Source organism: Streptomyces argenteolus, assembly GCF_042902585.1.
Lineage (GTDB): Bacteria > Actinomycetota > Actinomycetes > Streptomycetales > Streptomycetaceae > Streptomyces > Streptomyces argenteolus.
Genome location: NZ_JBIBEG010000008.1, coordinates 139,792 through 156,018, shown reverse-complemented (window position 1 = coordinate 156,018; position 16,227 = coordinate 139,792). Strand labels below are relative to the sequence as shown.

General features: G+C 70.5%; 15 protein-coding genes. 7 read left to right on the top strand and 8 right to left on the bottom strand.

Features of this window, described 5'->3' with window-relative positions:
• Window position 1 precedes the first annotated feature (1 nt).
• The gene (gene galU, locus ACFY8O_RS26205) at window positions 2-904 is read right to left on the bottom strand and encodes a UTP--glucose-1-phosphate uridylyltransferase GalU (protein WP_145809152.1); all 903 of its coding nucleotides are present in this window, start codon (window positions 902-904) and stop codon (window positions 2-4) included.
• 107 nt (window positions 905-1,011) lie between these two features.
• On the opposite strand from galU, the gene ACFY8O_RS26200 reads away from it, so the two are divergent.
• Window positions 1,012-1,602: a 5-formyltetrahydrofolate cyclo-ligase gene (locus ACFY8O_RS26200; protein WP_387906363.1), complete on the top strand. Its 591-nt coding sequence runs from the start codon at window positions 1,012-1,014 to the stop codon at window positions 1,600-1,602.
• On the opposite strand, the gene ACFY8O_RS26195 is transcribed toward ACFY8O_RS26200, so the two are convergent.
• Window positions 1,589-4,333 (bottom strand): penicillin acylase family protein, encoded by a 2,745-nt coding sequence (locus ACFY8O_RS26195; protein WP_387906361.1) that lies wholly within the window; start codon window positions 4,331-4,333, stop codon window positions 1,589-1,591. The two genes, ACFY8O_RS26200 and ACFY8O_RS26195, sit on opposite strands and share 14 nt — an antisense overlap.
• Before the next feature lie 277 nt (window positions 4,334-4,610).
• On the opposite strand from ACFY8O_RS26195, the gene ACFY8O_RS26190 reads away from it, so the two are divergent.
• The 6 genes from ACFY8O_RS26190 to ACFY8O_RS26165 all read left to right on the top strand — a co-directional run bounded on the left by ACFY8O_RS26190 (window position 4,611) and on the right by ACFY8O_RS26165 (window position 10,766).
• Entirely contained in the window at window positions 4,611-6,152 is a 1,542-nt protein-coding gene (locus ACFY8O_RS26190; protein ID WP_387906358.1) for a potassium/proton antiporter, read from the top strand.
• 473 nt (window positions 6,153-6,625) lie between these two features.
• On the top strand, window positions 6,626-7,906 hold the full coding sequence (locus ACFY8O_RS26185; RefSeq protein ID WP_387906355.1) for an MFS transporter: 1,281 nt from the start codon (window positions 6,626-6,628) through the stop codon (window positions 7,904-7,906).
• A gap of 66 nt (window positions 7,907-7,972) precedes the next feature.
• Window positions 7,973-8,308, top strand: coding sequence for an FmdB family zinc ribbon protein (locus ACFY8O_RS26180; protein WP_145809162.1), 336 nt, complete (start codon window positions 7,973-7,975; stop codon window positions 8,306-8,308).
• Window positions 8,309-8,395: 87 nt separating this feature from the next.
• Entirely contained in the window at window positions 8,396-9,244 is an 849-nt protein-coding gene (locus ACFY8O_RS26175; protein WP_387906352.1) for an S-methyl-5'-thioadenosine phosphorylase, read from the top strand.
• Window positions 9,245-9,627: 383 nt separating this feature from the next.
• On the top strand, window positions 9,628-10,185 hold the full coding sequence (locus ACFY8O_RS26170) for an RcpC/CpaB family pilus assembly protein (protein WP_387906677.1): 558 nt from the start codon (window positions 9,628-9,630) through the stop codon (window positions 10,183-10,185).
• Between the two features lie 119 nt (window positions 10,186-10,304).
• The gene (locus tag ACFY8O_RS26165; protein WP_145809166.1) at window positions 10,305-10,766 is read left to right on the top strand and encodes a large conductance mechanosensitive channel protein MscL; all 462 of its coding nucleotides are present in this window, start codon (window positions 10,305-10,307) and stop codon (window positions 10,764-10,766) included.
• A gap of 26 nt (window positions 10,767-10,792) precedes the next feature.
• Here the strand turns inward: ACFY8O_RS26165 and ACFY8O_RS26160 are convergent, their stop codons facing one another.
• The 6 genes from ACFY8O_RS26160 to ACFY8O_RS26135 are packed head-to-tail and all read right to left on the bottom strand — an operon-like array spanning window position 10,793 to window position 16,160.
• A complete protein-coding gene (locus ACFY8O_RS26160; protein ID WP_145809168.1) occupies window positions 10,793-11,020 on the bottom strand; it encodes a hypothetical protein in 228 nt (75 codons plus the stop codon).
• Between the two features lie 21 nt (window positions 11,021-11,041).
• Complete coding sequence (locus ACFY8O_RS26155) at window positions 11,042-11,446, bottom strand: hypothetical protein (protein ID WP_387906349.1); 405 nt, start codon at window positions 11,444-11,446, stop codon at window positions 11,042-11,044.
• A complete protein-coding gene (locus tag ACFY8O_RS26150) occupies window positions 11,443-12,186 on the bottom strand; it encodes a Rieske (2Fe-2S) protein (protein ID WP_387906347.1) in 744 nt (247 codons plus the stop codon). The genes ACFY8O_RS26155 and ACFY8O_RS26150 overlap by 4 nt, the downstream gene beginning before the upstream one ends.
• A complete protein-coding gene (locus ACFY8O_RS26145; protein ID WP_145809174.1) occupies window positions 12,183-12,785 on the bottom strand; it encodes a 4Fe-4S dicluster domain-containing protein in 603 nt (200 codons plus the stop codon). The genes ACFY8O_RS26150 and ACFY8O_RS26145 overlap by 4 nt, the downstream gene beginning before the upstream one ends.
• Window positions 12,786-12,792: 7 nt before the next feature.
• On the bottom strand, window positions 12,793-15,117 hold the full coding sequence (locus ACFY8O_RS26140) for a molybdopterin oxidoreductase family protein (RefSeq protein ID WP_387906344.1): 2,325 nt from the start codon (window positions 15,115-15,117) through the stop codon (window positions 12,793-12,795).
• Complete coding sequence (locus ACFY8O_RS26135) at window positions 15,114-16,160, bottom strand: MFS transporter (RefSeq protein WP_387906675.1); 1,047 nt, start codon at window positions 16,158-16,160, stop codon at window positions 15,114-15,116. The genes ACFY8O_RS26140 and ACFY8O_RS26135 overlap by 4 nt, the downstream gene beginning before the upstream one ends.
• Window positions 16,161-16,227 lie beyond the last annotated feature (67 nt).

Below are 16,227 nucleotides of genomic sequence, written 5' to 3'. Positions count from 1 at the left end.
GTTACAACTCCTCGGTGACGTAACTGCGCAGCCAGGTCCGGAAGTCCGGGCCCAGGTCTTCACGTTCGCACGCGAGTCTGACAATGGCACGGAGATAGTCGCCTCGGTCACCGGTGTCATAGCGGCGGCCCTTGAAGACGACGCCGTGCACCGGACCGCCGATCTTCTCGTCCTCGGCCAGCAGTTGCAGGGCGTCCGTGAGCTGGATCTCGCCACCGCGGCCGGGTCCGGTCCGGCGCAGTATGTCGAAGATCGCGGGGCCGAGGACATAGCGCCCGATGACGGCGAGATTGCTGGGCGCGTCGGCGGGGTCGGGCTTCTCCACCAGTCCCGTCACCCGGACGACGTCGCCGTCGGCGGTGCTCTCGGTGGCCGCGCAGCCGTAGAGGTGGATCTGCGCGGGGTCCACCTCCATCAGGGCGACGACACTGCCGCCTTCGCGCTCCTGGACCTCGACCATCCGGGACAGCAGCGGGTCCCGCGGGTCGATGAGGTCGTCGCCGAGGAGGACGGCGAACGGCTGGTCCCCGACGTGAGGAGCGGCGCACAGGACGGCGTGACCGAGGCCGCGCGGGTCCCCCTGGCGTACGTAGTGCATGGTGGCCAGGTCGCTGGACTCCTGGACCTTGGAGAGCCGCTCGGCGTCTCCCTTGCGGGTCAGTGCGGACTCCAGCTCGTAGTTCCGGTCGAAATGGTCCTCCAGGGGACGCTTGTTCCGGCCGGTGATCATCAGCACGTCGGAGAGACCGGCGGCGACCGCCTCCTCCACGACATACTGGATGGCGGGCTTGTCGACCACAGGCAGCATCTCTTTGGGAGTGGCCTTGGTGGCCGGCAGGAACCGGGTGCCGAGACCTGCAGCTGGGATGACAGCTTTGCTGATCCTGGGGTGCGACTGAGTCATGCGCAGAACTGTAACCGGTGCCTATGGGCGGAAGATGAGCGTCCGGTTAACTTCGTTCTCATTCATCCACATAAACGAGCTTTTGCGAGGACCCGTTGAACGACGACATGTCCCGAAAGCCGACCCTGCGGCGTGAACTGCTCGCCGCCCGAGCCCTTCTCACCTCGCAGGACGTCGGGCGGGCGGCCTCGCTTCTCGCCTCCGCCGCCCTGGATCTCCCCGAGCTCGCTGGCGCCCGGACGGTGGCGGCCTACGTGTCCGTCGGGCGCGAGCCGGGGACGCACGCGCTGCTGGACGCCCTGCGCGCGCGAGGCGTACGCGTCCTGCTGCCCGTGCTGATGGCGGACAACGACCTGGACTGGGCCGTGTTCGAAGGTGCGGAGCATCTCCTGCCCGCGGGCCGCGGGCTCCTCGAGCCCGGCGGCACCCGCCTGGGGCCCCGGGCGGTGCTGGAGGCGGACGCGGTCCTCCTGCCCGGACTGGCCGTGGACGGGCGCGGGATGCGGCTCGGGCGCGGCGGCGGCAGTTACGACCGGGTGCTGGCTCGGCTCGCGGACGCCGGAGCCCACCCGGCCCTGATCGTCCTGCTGTACGACGACGAGGTGGTCGCGCGGGTTCCTGAGGAACCGCACGACCACCCCGTGGACGCCGTGGTCACGCCGGCCGGAGCGCGGCGCTTCCCGTCTAGGGCTTCTTGAGCGTGAGGGTGTCGACGGTCGACTCCTTCACCGCTTCCTCCCCGAAGGACCAGTCGAGCAGTTCACCCTCGGCCCACTTGTCGGTCTGATCGGTGTAGTGCGCGCTGAACGCGTGCCCGGAGGCGCCGGTGAGGTTGATCCAGCGGGACTTGTCCCAGTCCCCCACGTTGACGACCATCCGCATCGACGGCACCCAGATCACCTCGTAGCCGCCCGCCGCGTTCCAGCCGGTGGCGTTGACGGCCGCCTCGCCGCCGCCGAGGTCCCAGGGGCCTCGGTTGAGCGCCCGCTGCAGCAGATCGGGGCCCTCGGTGCCGAGCGTCTGGTTGCGCAGGGTCAGCTGGTGCAGCCGGCCCCAGCTCCAGGTGGTGATGTCCTTGCCGAGCTCGGCGGTGAGCTCCCAGCGCGCGTCCTCCATGGCGCGGGCGAAGAGCTCGTCCCGGCTGTCGATGGCCTGCTCGCGCCCCTTGGCGGGGACCTTCCACCACTCGTTGTCCTGGTCGTCCAGGATGTTCTCGACCACCTCGTACCAGCGGTCGCCACCGTCGGGCTGAGCCGCGTCCGGGGCGCGTTGACCGCATTCCCGTACGAGCTTGTCCTGTTCGTCCACCGGTCCGGTGCCGGTGGTGGGCTCCACGTAGATGCAGTCGCCCTTGGCCCGCATCTCCTTGGGGAGCTTGTTGCCGAAGGCCAGCTTGAGGATGTTGCGCCAGACGCCGTTGAAGTAGGCGGCAGCCGCCGAGTCGGGCTCCTGGATGTACTCCCAGCCCTCGAGCAGCTTCTGGGCCTCGCGGACGCTCGGGTCGGAGATGGAGATCTTCTTCAGCTCCGGCACCAGCTTCGCCGCGATGGCGCTCTGGTTGTCCATCTGCATCGTCTGCATGTCGTCGGTGGAGATCTTCTCCCCGCCTGCGATCTTCGTCTGGATGAGGTCGTTGATCCGCTGGCTGCGGGCCCCGTATCCCCAGTCCCTGGTCAGCATGTGCTCGTAGCTGTCGTCGACGACGGCCTGGTTGGCGGTGACGATGTAACCGCGCTCCGGGTTGTACTCGTACGGCAGTTCGTCGAACGGGATGCGCTTCTTCTCCCAGCCGTACTTGGAGGTCCAGCCGGGGCTGGGCATCGTGCCGTCGCCCTCCAGGCGGACCGGGATGCTGCCGGGCGCCTGGTAGCCGATGTTGCCCTCGGTGTCGGCGTAGATGAGGTTCTGCGACGGCACCTCGAAGAGGGAGGCGGCCTTGCGGAAGCTCGTGAAGTCCTTGGCCCGGTTGAGCTCGAAGACCGCGTCCATGGTCCTGCCGGGCTCCAGCGCGGTCCACTTCAGGGCGACCGCGTATCCGTCGCCCCGGTCGGGCGCGGAGTTGGTGACGGGGGCCTTCTTGCCGACCTTCTCCAGCTCGCCGCTGCGGTCGGAGACCAGTGGGCCGTTGTTGGTCTCGCGGACCGTGATCTTCCGGCTCTTGCCGCCGGCGACCTTGATGGTCTCCTCGCGGGTGACGAAGGGCTCGGTCTTGCCGTCGTACTGGTAGCCGTCGCCGGAGACCTTCTCCAGGAAGAGGTCCGTCACGTCGGCGCCGAGGTTGGTGAAGCCCCAGGCGATGTCCTGGTTGTGGCCGATGACCACACCCGGCATCCCCGAGAACGTGTACCCGGCGGTGTCGTAGCGACAGGTCGCCGAGAGCTGCCGGCAGTGCAGCCCCATCTGGTACCAGAGCGAGGGGAGCTGCGGCGCGAGGTGCGGGTCGTTGGCCAGCAGCGGATCACCGGTCGTCGTGTACTTGCCCGAGACGACCCAGGAGTTGGACCCGATCCCGTTGCCGTTGGGACCGAGCAGCGCCGGGATCTCGTCGAGCGTGTCGGAGAGCGCGGAGAGCTGGGTGTTGAGGCCCTCGGCGGCGCCCTCGACGGTCCCCGAGCCGATGGCCTCCGACGGCTCGGCCTCCGGGTCGTACTCGCCGGTGACCGGGGAGATCCCGCCCTGATCGACGATCGTCTCGTTCTTGTCGAACGGATAGCCCGGGTAGAGGTCCTCGATCTGGTCCGTGCTGAGCCTGCTGGTCATCAGCGAGCGGTCGATCTCGTCCTGCATGTTGCCGCGCAGGTCCCAGGCCATGGCCTTCAGCCAGGCGACCGAGTCGACGGGGGTCCACTCGGTGGGCTTGTAGTCGTTGGTCAGGCCGAGCGCCGCGTACTCGACGGAGATGTCCTTGCCGTCCTTGCCGGCCAGATACGCGTTCACCCCGTCCGCGTACGCCTGGAGGTTCTTCTTGGTGTCCTCGTCGAGGACGGTGTCGTACTCCTCCTGCGCGACCTTGCGCCACCCGAGGGTGCGCAGGAAGGCGTCGGTCTCGACCTGGCCCGAGCCGAACATCTCGGAGAGCCGGCCGGACGTCATGTGGCGGCGTACGTCCATCTCCCAGAAGCGGTCCTGGGCCTGGACGAAGCCCTGCGCGCGGAAGAGGTCGCTGTCGGTGTCGGCGTAGATCTGCGGGACGCCGTAGTCGTCGCGTCTGACGTCGACGTCGCCGGTCAGACCCTTCAGGTCGATCGACCCGGTGGTCTGCGGGTACGAGGCCCGCACGGTGGATACGGACCAGAACGCGCCGTACCCGACACCCGCGACAAGCGCCAGCACCAGGACGAGCACGAACAGGCGGGCGCGTCGCCCCTTCTTCCTGCCGGTCTTCTTCGCATCGGAAGACCCGGAAGGGGCGGTTGTGTTGGCGGGCATCGCTGTCCTTCGAGGGGCAGGGTGGTCCTGGGAGTGCAGGAGCAACCATAGGCGCCCCGCCGAAGCCACTCGGACGCGGTATGGGGATGCATCCATTTGCGCACCGGTTCGCACGAACACTCGAAGGCGTCAAGAAAACGTTAAAGATTAGGTAAGGTAACGAAGTACCGGCCGCCGGAGAACGATCCGGAAGGCGTACGCAGGGAAGGAACGGACCCTGACTGTCCACGCGCTCAACGAACTTCTGCTCGTCTGCTCTCTCGTCCTGCTGGTCGCCGTGGCGGCCGTACGCATCTCATCCCGCAGCGGGCTCCCCAGCCTGCTCCTGTACCTCGGCATCGGGATCGCCATCGGGCAGGACGGCATCTTCGACGTCAAGTTCGACAACGCCGAGCTGACCCAGGTGATCGGCTACGCCGCCCTGGTCGTCATCCTGGCCGAGGGCGGCCTGGGCACGAAGTGGAAAGAAGTGAAGCCCGCTCTTCCGGCGGCGGCCGTCCTGTCGACCGTCGGCGTGGGCATCAGCGTGGGCGTCACCGCGAGCGCGGCGCACTACCTCGTCGGTCTGGACTGGCGGCAGGCGCTGATCATCGGCGCCGTCGTCTCCTCGACCGATGCCGCAGCGGTCTTCTCCGTCCTGCGCAAGGTTCCGCTCCCCTCCCGGATAACCGGTGTCCTGGAAGCCGAATCCGGCTTCAACGACGCCCCCGTGGTCATCCTGGTGGTGGCGTTCTCCGCCGTCGGGCCCGTGGAGCACTGGTACGTGCTGGTGGGTGAGATAGCCCTCGAACTGGCCATCGGCGCGGCGATCGGCCTCGCGGTGGGCTGGCTCGGCGCCTTCGGACTGCGCCATGTCGCCCTTCCCGCCTCCGGGCTCTACCCGATCGCCGTCATGGCCATCGCCGTGTCCGCGTACGCCACGGGCGCCATCGCCCACGGCAGTGGCTTCCTTGCCGTCTACCTGGCCGCGATGGTCCTCGGCAACTCCAAGCTTCCGCACTGGCCCGCCACCCGGGGCTTCGCCGACGGGCTCGGCTGGCTGGCGCAGATCGGCATGTTCGTCCTGCTGGGGCTGCTGGTCACCCCGCACGACCTGATCGACGACTTCTGGCCGGCCGTGGTCGTGGGGCTGGTGCTGACCGCCGTGGCCCGGCCGCTGTCGGTCTTCATCAGCCTGGCGCCGTTCCGGCTGCCGCACCGCGAGAAGGCACTGATGTCCTGGGCAGGCCTGCGCGGCGCCGTGCCCATCATCCTGGCGACCATCCCGATGGTGTCCGGGATCGAGGGCAGCACCCGGGTCTTCAACATCGTCTTCGTTCTCGTCATCGTCTACACGCTGATCCAGGGACCGACCCTGCCCTGGCTGGCGAGGGCCCTGAAGATCGGCGACGACCCCTCCGAGACGGCGGACCTGGGCATCGAATCGGCACCCCTGGAGCGCCTGCGGGGCCATCTGCTGTCCGTCGAGGTACCGGGCAGGTCCAAGATGCACGGCGTGGAGGTCGGGGAGCTGCGACTGCCCGCAGGAGCCGCCGTCACCCTCGTCGTACGGGACGGCAAGAGCTTCGTCCCGGCCCCCACGACGGTGCTGCGCCGGGGCGACGAACTGCTGGTGGTCGCGACCGACCCGGTGCGCGACGCGACGGAGGCACGGCTCCGTGCCGTCGGCGAGGGCGGCAAGCTGGCCGGCTGGCTGGGAACCGGCGCCAAGGCACCCGTCACGCCGGAGCCGCCCCACCTCGCACAGCTGGCCAGGAAGCTGGGCCTGGGCGGTGAGCAGCCGGCGAACAAGGCGGAGGGCAGGCGGGCGCACCACTGACGGCACCGCCCGCTGCCGGACGGGAAGCCGGGGCGCCGTCGCGGGTGCGCGGGCCCGGGGCGCGATCTCAGGAGCCCTCGGCGGCGATCTCAGGAGCCCGGGGCCGAGCATGACCCCGGGCGCGCGCGCCGGCCCAGGCGGGGGCCGTGGCGGGGCGCCGTCGAGCAGCGGGGCAGCTGCCGGGGCGAGGCGCAATCGTAGGTGCAGAAGTGCAGGAACCTGTAACATGAAGGACCGGATCTCATGATCCGCTTGATTTCCACCCGATCGACCAGTTCTGATCGACCAACTCTGCCTGACGCAGAGCTGGCGCGACCGTATGGCGGTCGTGGCGCCTTCGCCTCTGACGCGAGCGCCCGGCATCTACCGCAGCCCGCGCGAAGAGGACAGCTCTCGGCAGCCCCCGGCCGCCCCGCACGCGTGCGCGGACACCCCGGGGGGCACGGCCACCAGGCGGCAGAAAGGCAAGGACCGTGGCGACCACGGTCTCCGACCGCCCCGGTTACGGGCAGTTGCTGCGCACCCCGGGTGCGTGGACGTTCCTCCTCCCGGGCTTCGCCGCCCGGCAGCCCTTCGCGATGCTGACCATCGGCATCGTCCTGCTGGTCCAGCACACCACCGGCTCCTACGGCAGCGCGGGCGCCGTGGCCGCCGTCTCCGGCGTCTCCATGGCCCTCTTCGCGCCGCAGAGCGGCCGGCTCGCCGACCGGTTCGGACAGCGCGCCGTACTCCTGCCCGGCGTCCTGGTGCACGCCGCCTCCGTCGGCGCTCTCGCCGCACTCGCGCTGGCGCACGCCCCCCTGTGGGCGCTGTTCCTGGCCGCGGTGCCCACCGGCGCTTCCATCCCGCAGATCGGGCCGATGGTGCGGGCCCGCTGGGCCGCCCTGCTCGGAGCCGCCCCCGGACGGCCGGCCTCTCCCCTGATGTCCACGGCCGCCGCCTTCGAGTCCGTGACCGACGAGTTCACCTTCGTCGTCGGCCCCGTGCTCGCGACGGCGCTCTGCACAGGCGTGCACCCGGCTGCCGGGCTGATGGCCGAGGGGGCGCTGACGCTGGTCGGCGGCCTCCTGTTCGCCGCCCGGCGCTCCACCCAGCCCGCTCCCCGTGACGCGTCCACGACGGCCGAGCCGCATCGCTCGGCCCTCTCGGTGCCGGGGGTACGGGTCCTGGCGATCGCCTTCCTGGGCATCGGCTCGGTCTTCGGCGGCATGCAGGTCTCCCTCACGGCGTTCGCCGAGGAGATCGGGCACCCCGGGGTGAACGGCCTGCTGTACGGGGTCTTCGCGGCCGGCAACATGCTGGCCGGCATCGCCTGCGGTGCCATCGCCTGGAAGAGCGGCCCGCGCCGTCGCCTGATCGTCGGATACGCCGCCCTGACCCTGACCGCGTCCGGACTCTGGGCCGTGCACTCCGTGCCGCTGCTGGCCGGGCTCGGCCTGCTGGTCGGGCTCTGCATCGCCCCCGCCCTGATCAGCGGCTACACCCTGGTCGAGGCGCTGGTGCCGGCGTCGGCCAGGACCGAGGCCTTCACCTGGCTGACGGGCGCGGTGGCGCTCGGCCAGGCGGCGGCCGTCACGGTGGCGGGGCAGCTCGCGGACGCCCACGGCGCGAGCACCGGTTTCGTGGTCCCGCTGGCCGGTACCGTCCTGGCCCTGGCCACGCTGCTGGCCCTGCGCTCGCGGCTGGCTCCGCGGTCCGCGGGACGGACGGTGGCGCGTGGGATCGGTCACCGCGAGCCGGTCACGGTGGACTGATCGCTCGGAATACGTCAGTATGGAGCGTCGTTAGCACTCATTGAGTGAGAGTGCCAGGAGGAGCAAGTGCCGACCTATCAGTACCAGTGCACCGAATGCGGCGAGGGCCTCGAAGCGGTGCAGAAGTTCACCGATGATGCCCTGACCGTGTGCCCGAACTGCGAGGGACGCCTGAAGAAGGTGTTCTCGGCCGTCGGCATCGTCTTCAAGGGATCCGGTTTCTACCGGAACGACAGCCGCGGCTCCTCGTCGAGCAGCACGCCGGCCACGTCGTCCTCCAAGGCGTCCGACACGTCCACGTCGTCCGCCGCGAAGACGGAATCGAAGCCGGCCGCCTCGGCGTCGTCCTCGTCCTCTTCCTCGGCTTCCTCGACGTCGTCGAGCGGTACGTCGGCCGCCTGAGGCAGCTTGCGCAGCCCTTACGCTTCACCGGACCCCGCTGATCGGATCGGCGGGGTCCCGGTCGTGCGCGCCCGTTAGTGTGACCGCATGGTGAACGCAGAAACGGGCACGGCCGAAATCGGTGTCATCGGCGGATCGGGCTTCTACTCCTTCCTGGAGGACGTGACCGAGGTCACGGTGGACACCCCGTACGGGGCACCGAGCGACTCTCTCTTCCTGGGCGAACTCGCGGGCCGGCGAGTCGCCTTCCTCCCGCGCCACGGCCGGGGCCACCACCTCCCGCCGCACCGCATCAACTACCGGGCCAACCTGTGGGCGCTGCGGTCCGTCGGTGTGCGTCAGGTGCTGGGACCGTGCGCGGTGGGCGGCCTGCGTCCGGAGTACGGGCCGGGCACGCTGCTCGTACCGGACCAGATGGTCGACCGCACCAAGGCCCGCACCCAGACGTTCTACGACGGGGTGCCCCGCGCCGACGGAGCCGAGTCGAACGTCGTGCACCTCGGCTTCTCCGACCCGTACTGCCCCGAGGGGCGCAAGGCCGCCCTGGCGGCGGCACGCGGGCGGGACTGGGAGCCGGTGGACGGCGGGACCCTGGTCGTCGTCGAGGGCCCGCGCTTCTCGACCCGTGCGGAGTCACGCTGGCACGCGGCCATGGGCTGGTCGGTCGTCGGCATGACGGGACACCCGGAGGCGGTGCTCGCCCGTGAACTGGAGCTCTGCTACACGACGCTGACGCTGGTGACCGACCTCGACGCCGGGGCCGAGGCCGGGGAGGGCGTCAACCACACGGAGGTGCTGGAGGTCTTCGCGGCCAATGTGGACCGGCTGCGGACGGTGCTGTTCGACGCGGTGGCCGCACTGCCCGCGAACGAGGACCGCGCGTGCGTGTGCCACCACGCGCTGGACGGGATCGACACGGGCATCGAGCTGCCGTGACCTCGGCCCGGCGGGGCTGCTCGGCCGCGTCCGAGGCGGCCAGTGACTGACCGGCCGCGGCCCTGGGAGGCTGCCTGAGCGCGGCTGGGCAGCGGGGCTGCTCAGCGGGGTGGTGGCGGGCACCTCGTACGTTCACGGGCTGAGCGACTCGGGCGCTCCACGGACAACTCGTACGGGTGGCCGGTTTTTCCACAGCGCGGGAGTTGTCCACAGGGCCGAGCGGGATGCGCGCGGAGGGTGGAAGGTGAGGGGAGTTCGGCGGGGCATCCCGCGGGACTCCCCTCGTTCACGCCCGCGGACGTTCTTCGTCCACGCCGCGGACGCTTCCTCCTCACGTCCACAGACGTCCCTCGCGGACTACTCCACGGCAGGTGGTGCTGGCCATGTTCCCCTCGGTGCCCGACACACGTCCCGCCCCTCCCGCGCCCTGCGGGGTCCCGCTCTTCGAGCCGCTGAGAGTGCGGGGCGGCGGCGGGCTCCGGCTCCGGCGGGCGCTGAGGGGCCAGCGCCGCGCGCTGGCCGCGGGGTTCGCGCTCGCCTCGGCCGTGCTCGCCGCCTCGGGGCTGAGCGGGGACAGAGGGGCGGCAGCCGCCGGCGGGGGCGCCCCACCGGGGCCGGAGCGGCGGGCCGTTCGGCTGGTGTCCGCTCCGGTGAGGATCGCCGACGCGGCGACGGTCGGGCTGTTGCGGCCGGGAGACCGCGTCGACGTGATCGCGGCGGTCGACGGGGAATCCGAAGCCAGAGTGGTGGCTCGCGACGTGAGCGTCGCGGAGGTGCCTCGGCGGACGGGCGGCGGGGACGGGTCACCCGGACTGGGCAGTGAGGCGGTGGAGGGTGGCGGGGCGCTGGTGGTCCTGTCCGTGGAGCGGGACACGGCCGCGGCCCTGGCCGGTGCGGGCGCCTCAGGACGGCTCGCGGTGGCGGTGTCCCATGCCGCATAGGGCACACGTCCCAAGAACTCGCTCCCCGGAAGGACCGGATTGGACAGCGTGCCCCTCTTCCGCCGTGCGTGACGGGGTAGTTGGCTTCCCGTCCTGCCCGACCGGAGAAAGGCTCACGTGTGAGCGAGAAGAAGGTCAGTCTGCTGGAGGGCTTCAAGGCCTTCCTGATGCGCGGGAACGTGATCGACCTCGCGGTCGCCGTGGTCATCGGCGCCGCGTTCACGAACGTGGTGAACGCGATCGTCAAGGGAATCATCAATCCGCTCGTGGGTGCCTTCGGCACCCAGGACCTGGAGCGGTACCGCTCGTGCCTGCGCGGGCCGTGCGGCGCGGACCCGGAGACCGGTCAGGCGGAGGGGATCGAGATCCTGTGGGGATCGGTGCTCAGCGCCGGCCTCAGCTTCCTGATCACCGCGGCCGTCGTCTACTTCCTGATGGTGATGCCCATGGCGAAGTACCTCGCCAGGCGCGCGGCGGCCCATGCGGCGAAGGAGGGCGTGAAGGAGACGCTGGAGGTCAGCGAGCTGGAGGTGCTGAAGGAGATCCGGGACGAGCTGGTGGCCCAGCGTCGCCCGTCCTGAACGGCCGGGTGCCGGACCAGCGCGGCTCAGAAGTGGTGAGGCGGCTTCTCGTCGAGGAAGCGCGCGAGATCGGCCGCGCTGCCGCTGGCCGGAGCCCGCTCGCCCCACCCCTGGTCCGTGTCGTCCGCGGACTGCCGGTCCAGCGGATCGTCGAAGATCAGAGCCGGCGGCTCGGGCCTGGGCTCCTGCGGCTGCTGCTCCTGTGGCTGCGGCGGCTTCGATTCTCGCGGTCCGGGGGCGGGGGCGGTACTCATACCTCCAGGGTACGGCCGCACTCACCGGTCCTTCGGATCGAGCAGCCACAGTCCCAGCACGACGAGAAAGGACAGACACAGGAAGCCGGCGCCCCACCAGGCTGTGCCGGTGTCGTCCTCCATCCAGACGTTGACGACCTCGGTGAGCGCCCACAGCTGACCGATGACCACGCTCAGGGCCAGGACCAGCCGGGCCGTCAGCTTCGCGGAACGCTCCGGCTCCTGCTCCGACCCCGCCCCGGGGCCCGGACCGGTGTGCCGGACCCGGGGATCGGCGTAGCCACTGGTGGGCCGGATCTGGGGATAGCGCTCGTGGACGGGGCGGTTGAGCTCGGCGCGCTCGCTGCCCGGGTGGTAGTCGGGGTAGGCCGTTCCGGCGGGCCTGGGGGGCCGCGGGGGCTCGATCGGGTCGAGGGGCTCGGTCATGACGGACTCCCGTGCGCTGTGGCGCCGGCGGACCCGCGTGGCGGTTCACCCGCCGACGAGGACGTCCGGGCAGGGGGGCGACCGGGCGCCGACGGCCCCTCCGCACCCCCGCCGGTGCCGGGGCAGCCGATCCGGGTGGCGAGATCGGGGCGGTCCTCGCGGAGCTGGCGGCACAGACCCGCCTCCACGCTCTCCCCGGAGCGGGTGGTCCCGACGGCCCACACACTGCCGTCGTCCAGCTCGGTCAGCACCACCTTGGGCAGTCCGCGGGGCGGTGGCCCGGCGGTGACCTCACCGGTGCGGGCGTCAAAGACCCCTTCGTGGCAGGGGCAGTAGAGCTCGCCCTCCGTGCCGCGGTCCTTGCGCCACAGCACGGCGCAGGCGAGGTGGGTGCAGACGGCGGAATAGCCGACGAGGGTGCCGTCGTCCATCCGTACGGCGACCGCCCGGTCCTCGTCCCCCGGGTAGCGGAAGGCGAGGGATTCACCGGGCAGCAGTTGTGCGGCGATCTGCTTCGGGGCGGGCGCCTTCCCGTCCTCCGTCTCACCGTGGCGGTGGAGGATCCCGCCCGCCACGGCCAGGCCGCCCACGGCGAGGCCCCCGGAGACGGTGGCGACGATCCGGAGGTAGTCCCGGCGGGTGGTGAGCGAGTCGGCGGCGATCCGGTCGTGCAGCGCCTCGCGGGGGTCGCCGCCGGAGTCGGGTCCGTGGCCAGGCTGCGGCTGTTCGGTGACGCTCATCGGCGGACGTCCTTCCCGTTGATCTCGACGACGGGGAGTCCTCCGGGCACCGGCCACTGGACCCGTTCGGCCGGCACCACCATGGCGACACCGGTACGGACCTCGCTCTCGCCGAACACGAAGGTGTCGGCGACCTGGACCCCGGGCCGCTCCGCCTGGAGCTCCTCGACCGTGCCGTAGAAGAGGGCGCCGGTCGGGCAGACGGTGGCGCACATGGGGGCGAGCCCGTAGGCGGTGCGGTCGTAACAGAGGTTGCACTTCATCTGCAGCTTGGCCTGGAGGTCGATCTTCGGGACTCCGAAGGGACAGGCGTTGACGCAGTTGGCGCAGCCGATGCACCGGGTGGTGTCGGCCTGCTGCACGACGCCGTCGGCGGTGACCAGGATCGCGTCGGCCGGGCAGACCTCGGCGCAGGGGGCCACCGGGTCCTCGCAGTGCATGCAGACCGTGGGAAGGGAGGCGACGGAGGAACCCTCGTCGGTGTAGTCGAGATGGATCATCGATTTGCCGCGGTGCGAGTCACATTCCCGGCACGCGGAGACACAGGCCTGGCAGCCGATGCAGCGCCCGGGGTCGATGAAGATCGTTCGGCCCATCATGCGGGCATCAGCCCCTCTCCGAGGTGCCGCGGCCCTGCGGGGCCGTGGGCGGCAGCGGGTCGGTACGGGAGACCTGGGTCTCGGGGTAGGCGACGTGGCCGGGCGCGACCGGGGGCGCGGGGACCTCGTCGATGGCGGCAGCGTGCTCGATGCGGCACGCGCAGACCTTGTACTCGGGGATCTTGGAGCGGGGGTCGAGGGCGTCGATGGTGAGGGCGTTGGCCGCGGTGGGCACGGGCCAGTGGTACGGGATGAACACGGTGTCCGGCCGGATGGCCTCGGTCACCAGGGCGGGGAAGACCTCGCTGCCGCGCCGGGTCACGACCCGGACGGGTTCGCCGTTGCGGAATCCGTGGGACGGATGGACCTCCGCCCAGGGCCGGGGGGTCTGCTCGACGAGGGCGCCCAGCCTGCGGGTCTGGTTGCCGGACAGGAAGTGCGCGACGGTGCGTCCGGTGGTCAGGGTCATCGGGTGCTCGTCGTCGTACGGGTCCGCCGGCGGATGCCACTCGACGACCTGAAGATGGATCTTGCCGTCCGCGTGGTAGGTCTTCCCGTCCTCGAACAGCCGGGGGGTTCCCGGGTGGTCGGTGGAGGGACAGGGCCAGGAGATCCCGCCGGTCTCCTCCAGGCGTTCGTAGGTGATGCCGGAGTAGTCGATGATCGTGCCCGCGGAAGCCCTGCGCAGCTCGTCGAAGACGTCACGGGAGCCGCCGAAGGCGAATTTGTCCCCCGCGCCGAGTCGCCGGGCGATCTCGCACATCACCCAGGTGTCGGTCCGCACCCCGGCCGGTGGTTCCTGCGCCTTGTTGTGCTTGACGACTCTCGCCTCGGCGTTGGCCATCACTCCCTCGTCCTCGGCCCAGATGGTGACGGGGAAGACCACGTGCGCGTTGGCGGCGGTCTCGGAGAGGAAGAAGTCGAACTGGGCGTGGAACTCGGTGGTGTCGTAGCCGTCCTTGACGACGGCGTAGTTGGGGAGGGACACGAAGGGGTTGTTGCAGATACCGATCAGGCCGCGGATCTCCTGCCGCTGCATCTGCCAGACCATTTCCATCATCGAGGTGCCCGCGGCGGGGAGTTCGGACTCCTCGATGCCCCAGATCTCGCAGATCTGCCGGCGGTGCTCCTCGTTGAGGATCGAGCGCCCGCCGGGGAGGAGGTCCGCCTTCTGGCCGTGCTCACGGCCGCCCTGGCCGTTCCCCTGGCCGGTGAGGGTGCCGTAACCCGCGCCGGGCTTGCCGATGTGGCCGGTGGCGGCGCAGAGGTTGATCACGCTGAGGCAGTTCTCCACCCCCTGCGTGTGGTGCTCGATGCCCCGGGCGTGGAAGGCCATGGCCTTGGGCGCGCATGCGAACGCGCGGGCGACCTGCACGACCTGTTCCGCCGGGATGCCGCAGATCTCGGCGGCGCGGGACGGGGGGTACAGCGCGGCGTTGGCCTTGACCTCCTCCCAGCCGGTGGCATGGGCGGCGAGATAGTTCTCGTCGGTGAGACCCTCCTCGATCACCACGTTCAGCACCGCGTTGAAGAAGGCCGAGTCGGTGCCCGACTTGAGCGCGACATGGATGTCGGCCGTGCGGGCGACCGCTGTCTCGCGCGGGTCGACCACGATCAGGGTGGCACCACGGTCCCGGGCTCCCCAGACGTACTGGGTCAGCACGGGGAAGCACTCGCCGACGTTGGCCCCGGCGAGCAGCAGGCAGTCGGTGAGCAGGATGTCGGAGAACGGGTTGCCGGCCCGGTCGATGTTGAAGGCGAGTTTGTTGGCTCCCGCCGCGCTGACCATGCAGAGCCGGCCGTTGTAGTCCACGTGCCTGGTCCTGAGCGCCACCCGGGCGAACTTGCCGACCAGATACGTCTTCTCGGAGAAGAGACTCGCCCCGCCCAGCACACCGAAGGCGTCCCTCCCGTACGCCTCCTGGATGCGCTTGATCTCCGAGACGGTGAAGTCGAGCGCCTCGTCCCAGGAGACCTCACGCAGTTCCTCGTCGCGGGAGCGGCGCATGAGGGGGGCGGTGAGGCGGTCGGGGTGGTTGACCTGCTGATAGGCGTTGACACCCTTGGGGCAGAGGCGCATCCGGTTGATGTCGTGGTTGCGGGGCTCCACGCCGAAGACCTTGCCCCCGCGGTCCACGCGGAGGTACATCCCGCACTGGACCCCGCAGAAGCAGCAGTGGGTGGGCACGAGCGTCTCGCCGTTCTGGTCGGCGTGCCACTTGTCGGCCGGGATACCGCCCGCGTCCCGGAAGCCCTGGGAGCCCGGCGGGGCGAGGGAGGGGTCGAGGGGGAGGACGGTACGCCCGTCGGCTGCGCGTGGGTCCGCGGTCACTTGTAGCCCTTCTTCACCTGGGAGAGGTAAGCGTTGCCGCGCAGCACCCGCTTGCAGCGCGGGCAGTATTCGGCCCATTCGTCGAAGCCGAGGTCGAGGTCACGCATGGTGCCGCGGAGGTTCTCTACGTACGCGCCGGTGTCGATGGGCTCCTCGCAGCGCCGGCAGGCGAAGACCTCGTCGCCCTGGCGCGACGTGTACTTGAAGAGCTGCATGCCGACCGCTGCCGGGCGCTGGACGATGTGGAAGAACTTCCCGAACGGGATGTAGATGAGGGTGAAGACCACCGACACCATGTGGAGGATCGCCAGGAACTCGTAACCGCCGCCGTGCAGGAAGATCGAGGAGAAGGTGAGCAGCAGCCCGGTCACCGAGATGATGATCAGGGCGAGCAGCGGGATCAGGTCGTAGGCGAACCGCTGGCCGGTCATGGCGCCGCGGTCCTTCATCCGGCGCCACAGGAAGTAGGCGGCGCCCGGAATGACCAGCACGGCGGCGAGGTCCAGGCCGTGGAACATCACCCAGCCGACGAAGTTCAGCGAGTCGAATCCGAGGATCTTGAACCCCCAGATGCGCATCTCGTACCCGGGCCCCGAACCGTTGCCGGAGGTGAAGGTGAACCAGCCCCAGGTCAGCGGGAAGGTGATCAGCGCGGCGAGGACGCAGCCCCAGAAGATCAGCTGATGCGCGGCCCAGCGGGCGTGCGACCGGGCGCCGAGGAACTTCTGGAAGCCGAGGTACGTGGCGATCATCTTCGGCAGTGCGGTGGGGGCGCTGCGGAAGTTCTCCGCCGAGAACAGGCTGCGCCAGCCGTTCTTGAACAGCCGTCGGGCACCGGGGGCGGAGACCCAGACCGTGTACCGGTAGGCGACACCGAAGGCGAGGAAGACCGTGGCCACGGCGTACGGGAGCAGCGCCGAGTCGAAGTCGTGCAGCAGGCGGCTGCCGAACACGATGGCGATGATCAGCAGCGCCGACACGACGGCGCCCGCGAGGGTCGCCCGGCCCGAGACGGAGCGCGGAAGGGCTCTGGCCGCCCGCACGGCGACGGAGGGGCGCTGGGCGGGTCCGTGGCCGTCCGGCCCGCCGGAGGAAGCGGTGCGGGCACCG

What these genes read in the sequence shown, in the direction of transcription:
- galU (WP_145809152.1), bottom strand. Translation starts at nt 904, where the DNA reads ATGACTCAGTCGCACCCCAGGATCAGCAAAGCTGTCATCCCAGCTGCA.
- ACFY8O_RS26200 (WP_387906363.1), top strand. Translation starts at nt 1,012, where the DNA reads ATGTCCCGAAAGCCGACCCTGCGGCGTGAACTGCTCGCCGCCCGAGCC.
- ACFY8O_RS26195 (WP_387906361.1), bottom strand. Translation starts at nt 4,333, where the DNA reads ATGCCCGCCAACACAACCGCCCCTTCCGGGTCTTCCGATGCGAAGAAG.
- ACFY8O_RS26175 (WP_387906352.1), top strand. Translation starts at nt 8,396, where the DNA reads ATGGTGAACGCAGAAACGGGCACGGCCGAAATCGGTGTCATCGGCGGA.
- ACFY8O_RS26170 (WP_387906677.1), top strand. Translation starts at nt 9,628, where the DNA reads ATGTTCCCCTCGGTGCCCGACACACGTCCCGCCCCTCCCGCGCCCTGC.
- ACFY8O_RS26160 (WP_145809168.1), bottom strand. Translation starts at nt 11,020, where the DNA reads ATGAGTACCGCCCCCGCCCCCGGACCGCGAGAATCGAAGCCGCCGCAG.
- ACFY8O_RS26155 (WP_387906349.1), bottom strand. Translation starts at nt 11,446, where the DNA reads ATGACCGAGCCCCTCGACCCGATCGAGCCCCCGCGGCCCCCCAGGCCC.
- ACFY8O_RS26150 (WP_387906347.1), bottom strand. Translation starts at nt 12,186, where the DNA reads ATGAGCGTCACCGAACAGCCGCAGCCTGGCCACGGACCCGACTCCGGC.
- ACFY8O_RS26145 (WP_145809174.1), bottom strand. Translation starts at nt 12,785, where the DNA reads ATGATGGGCCGAACGATCTTCATCGACCCCGGGCGCTGCATCGGCTGC.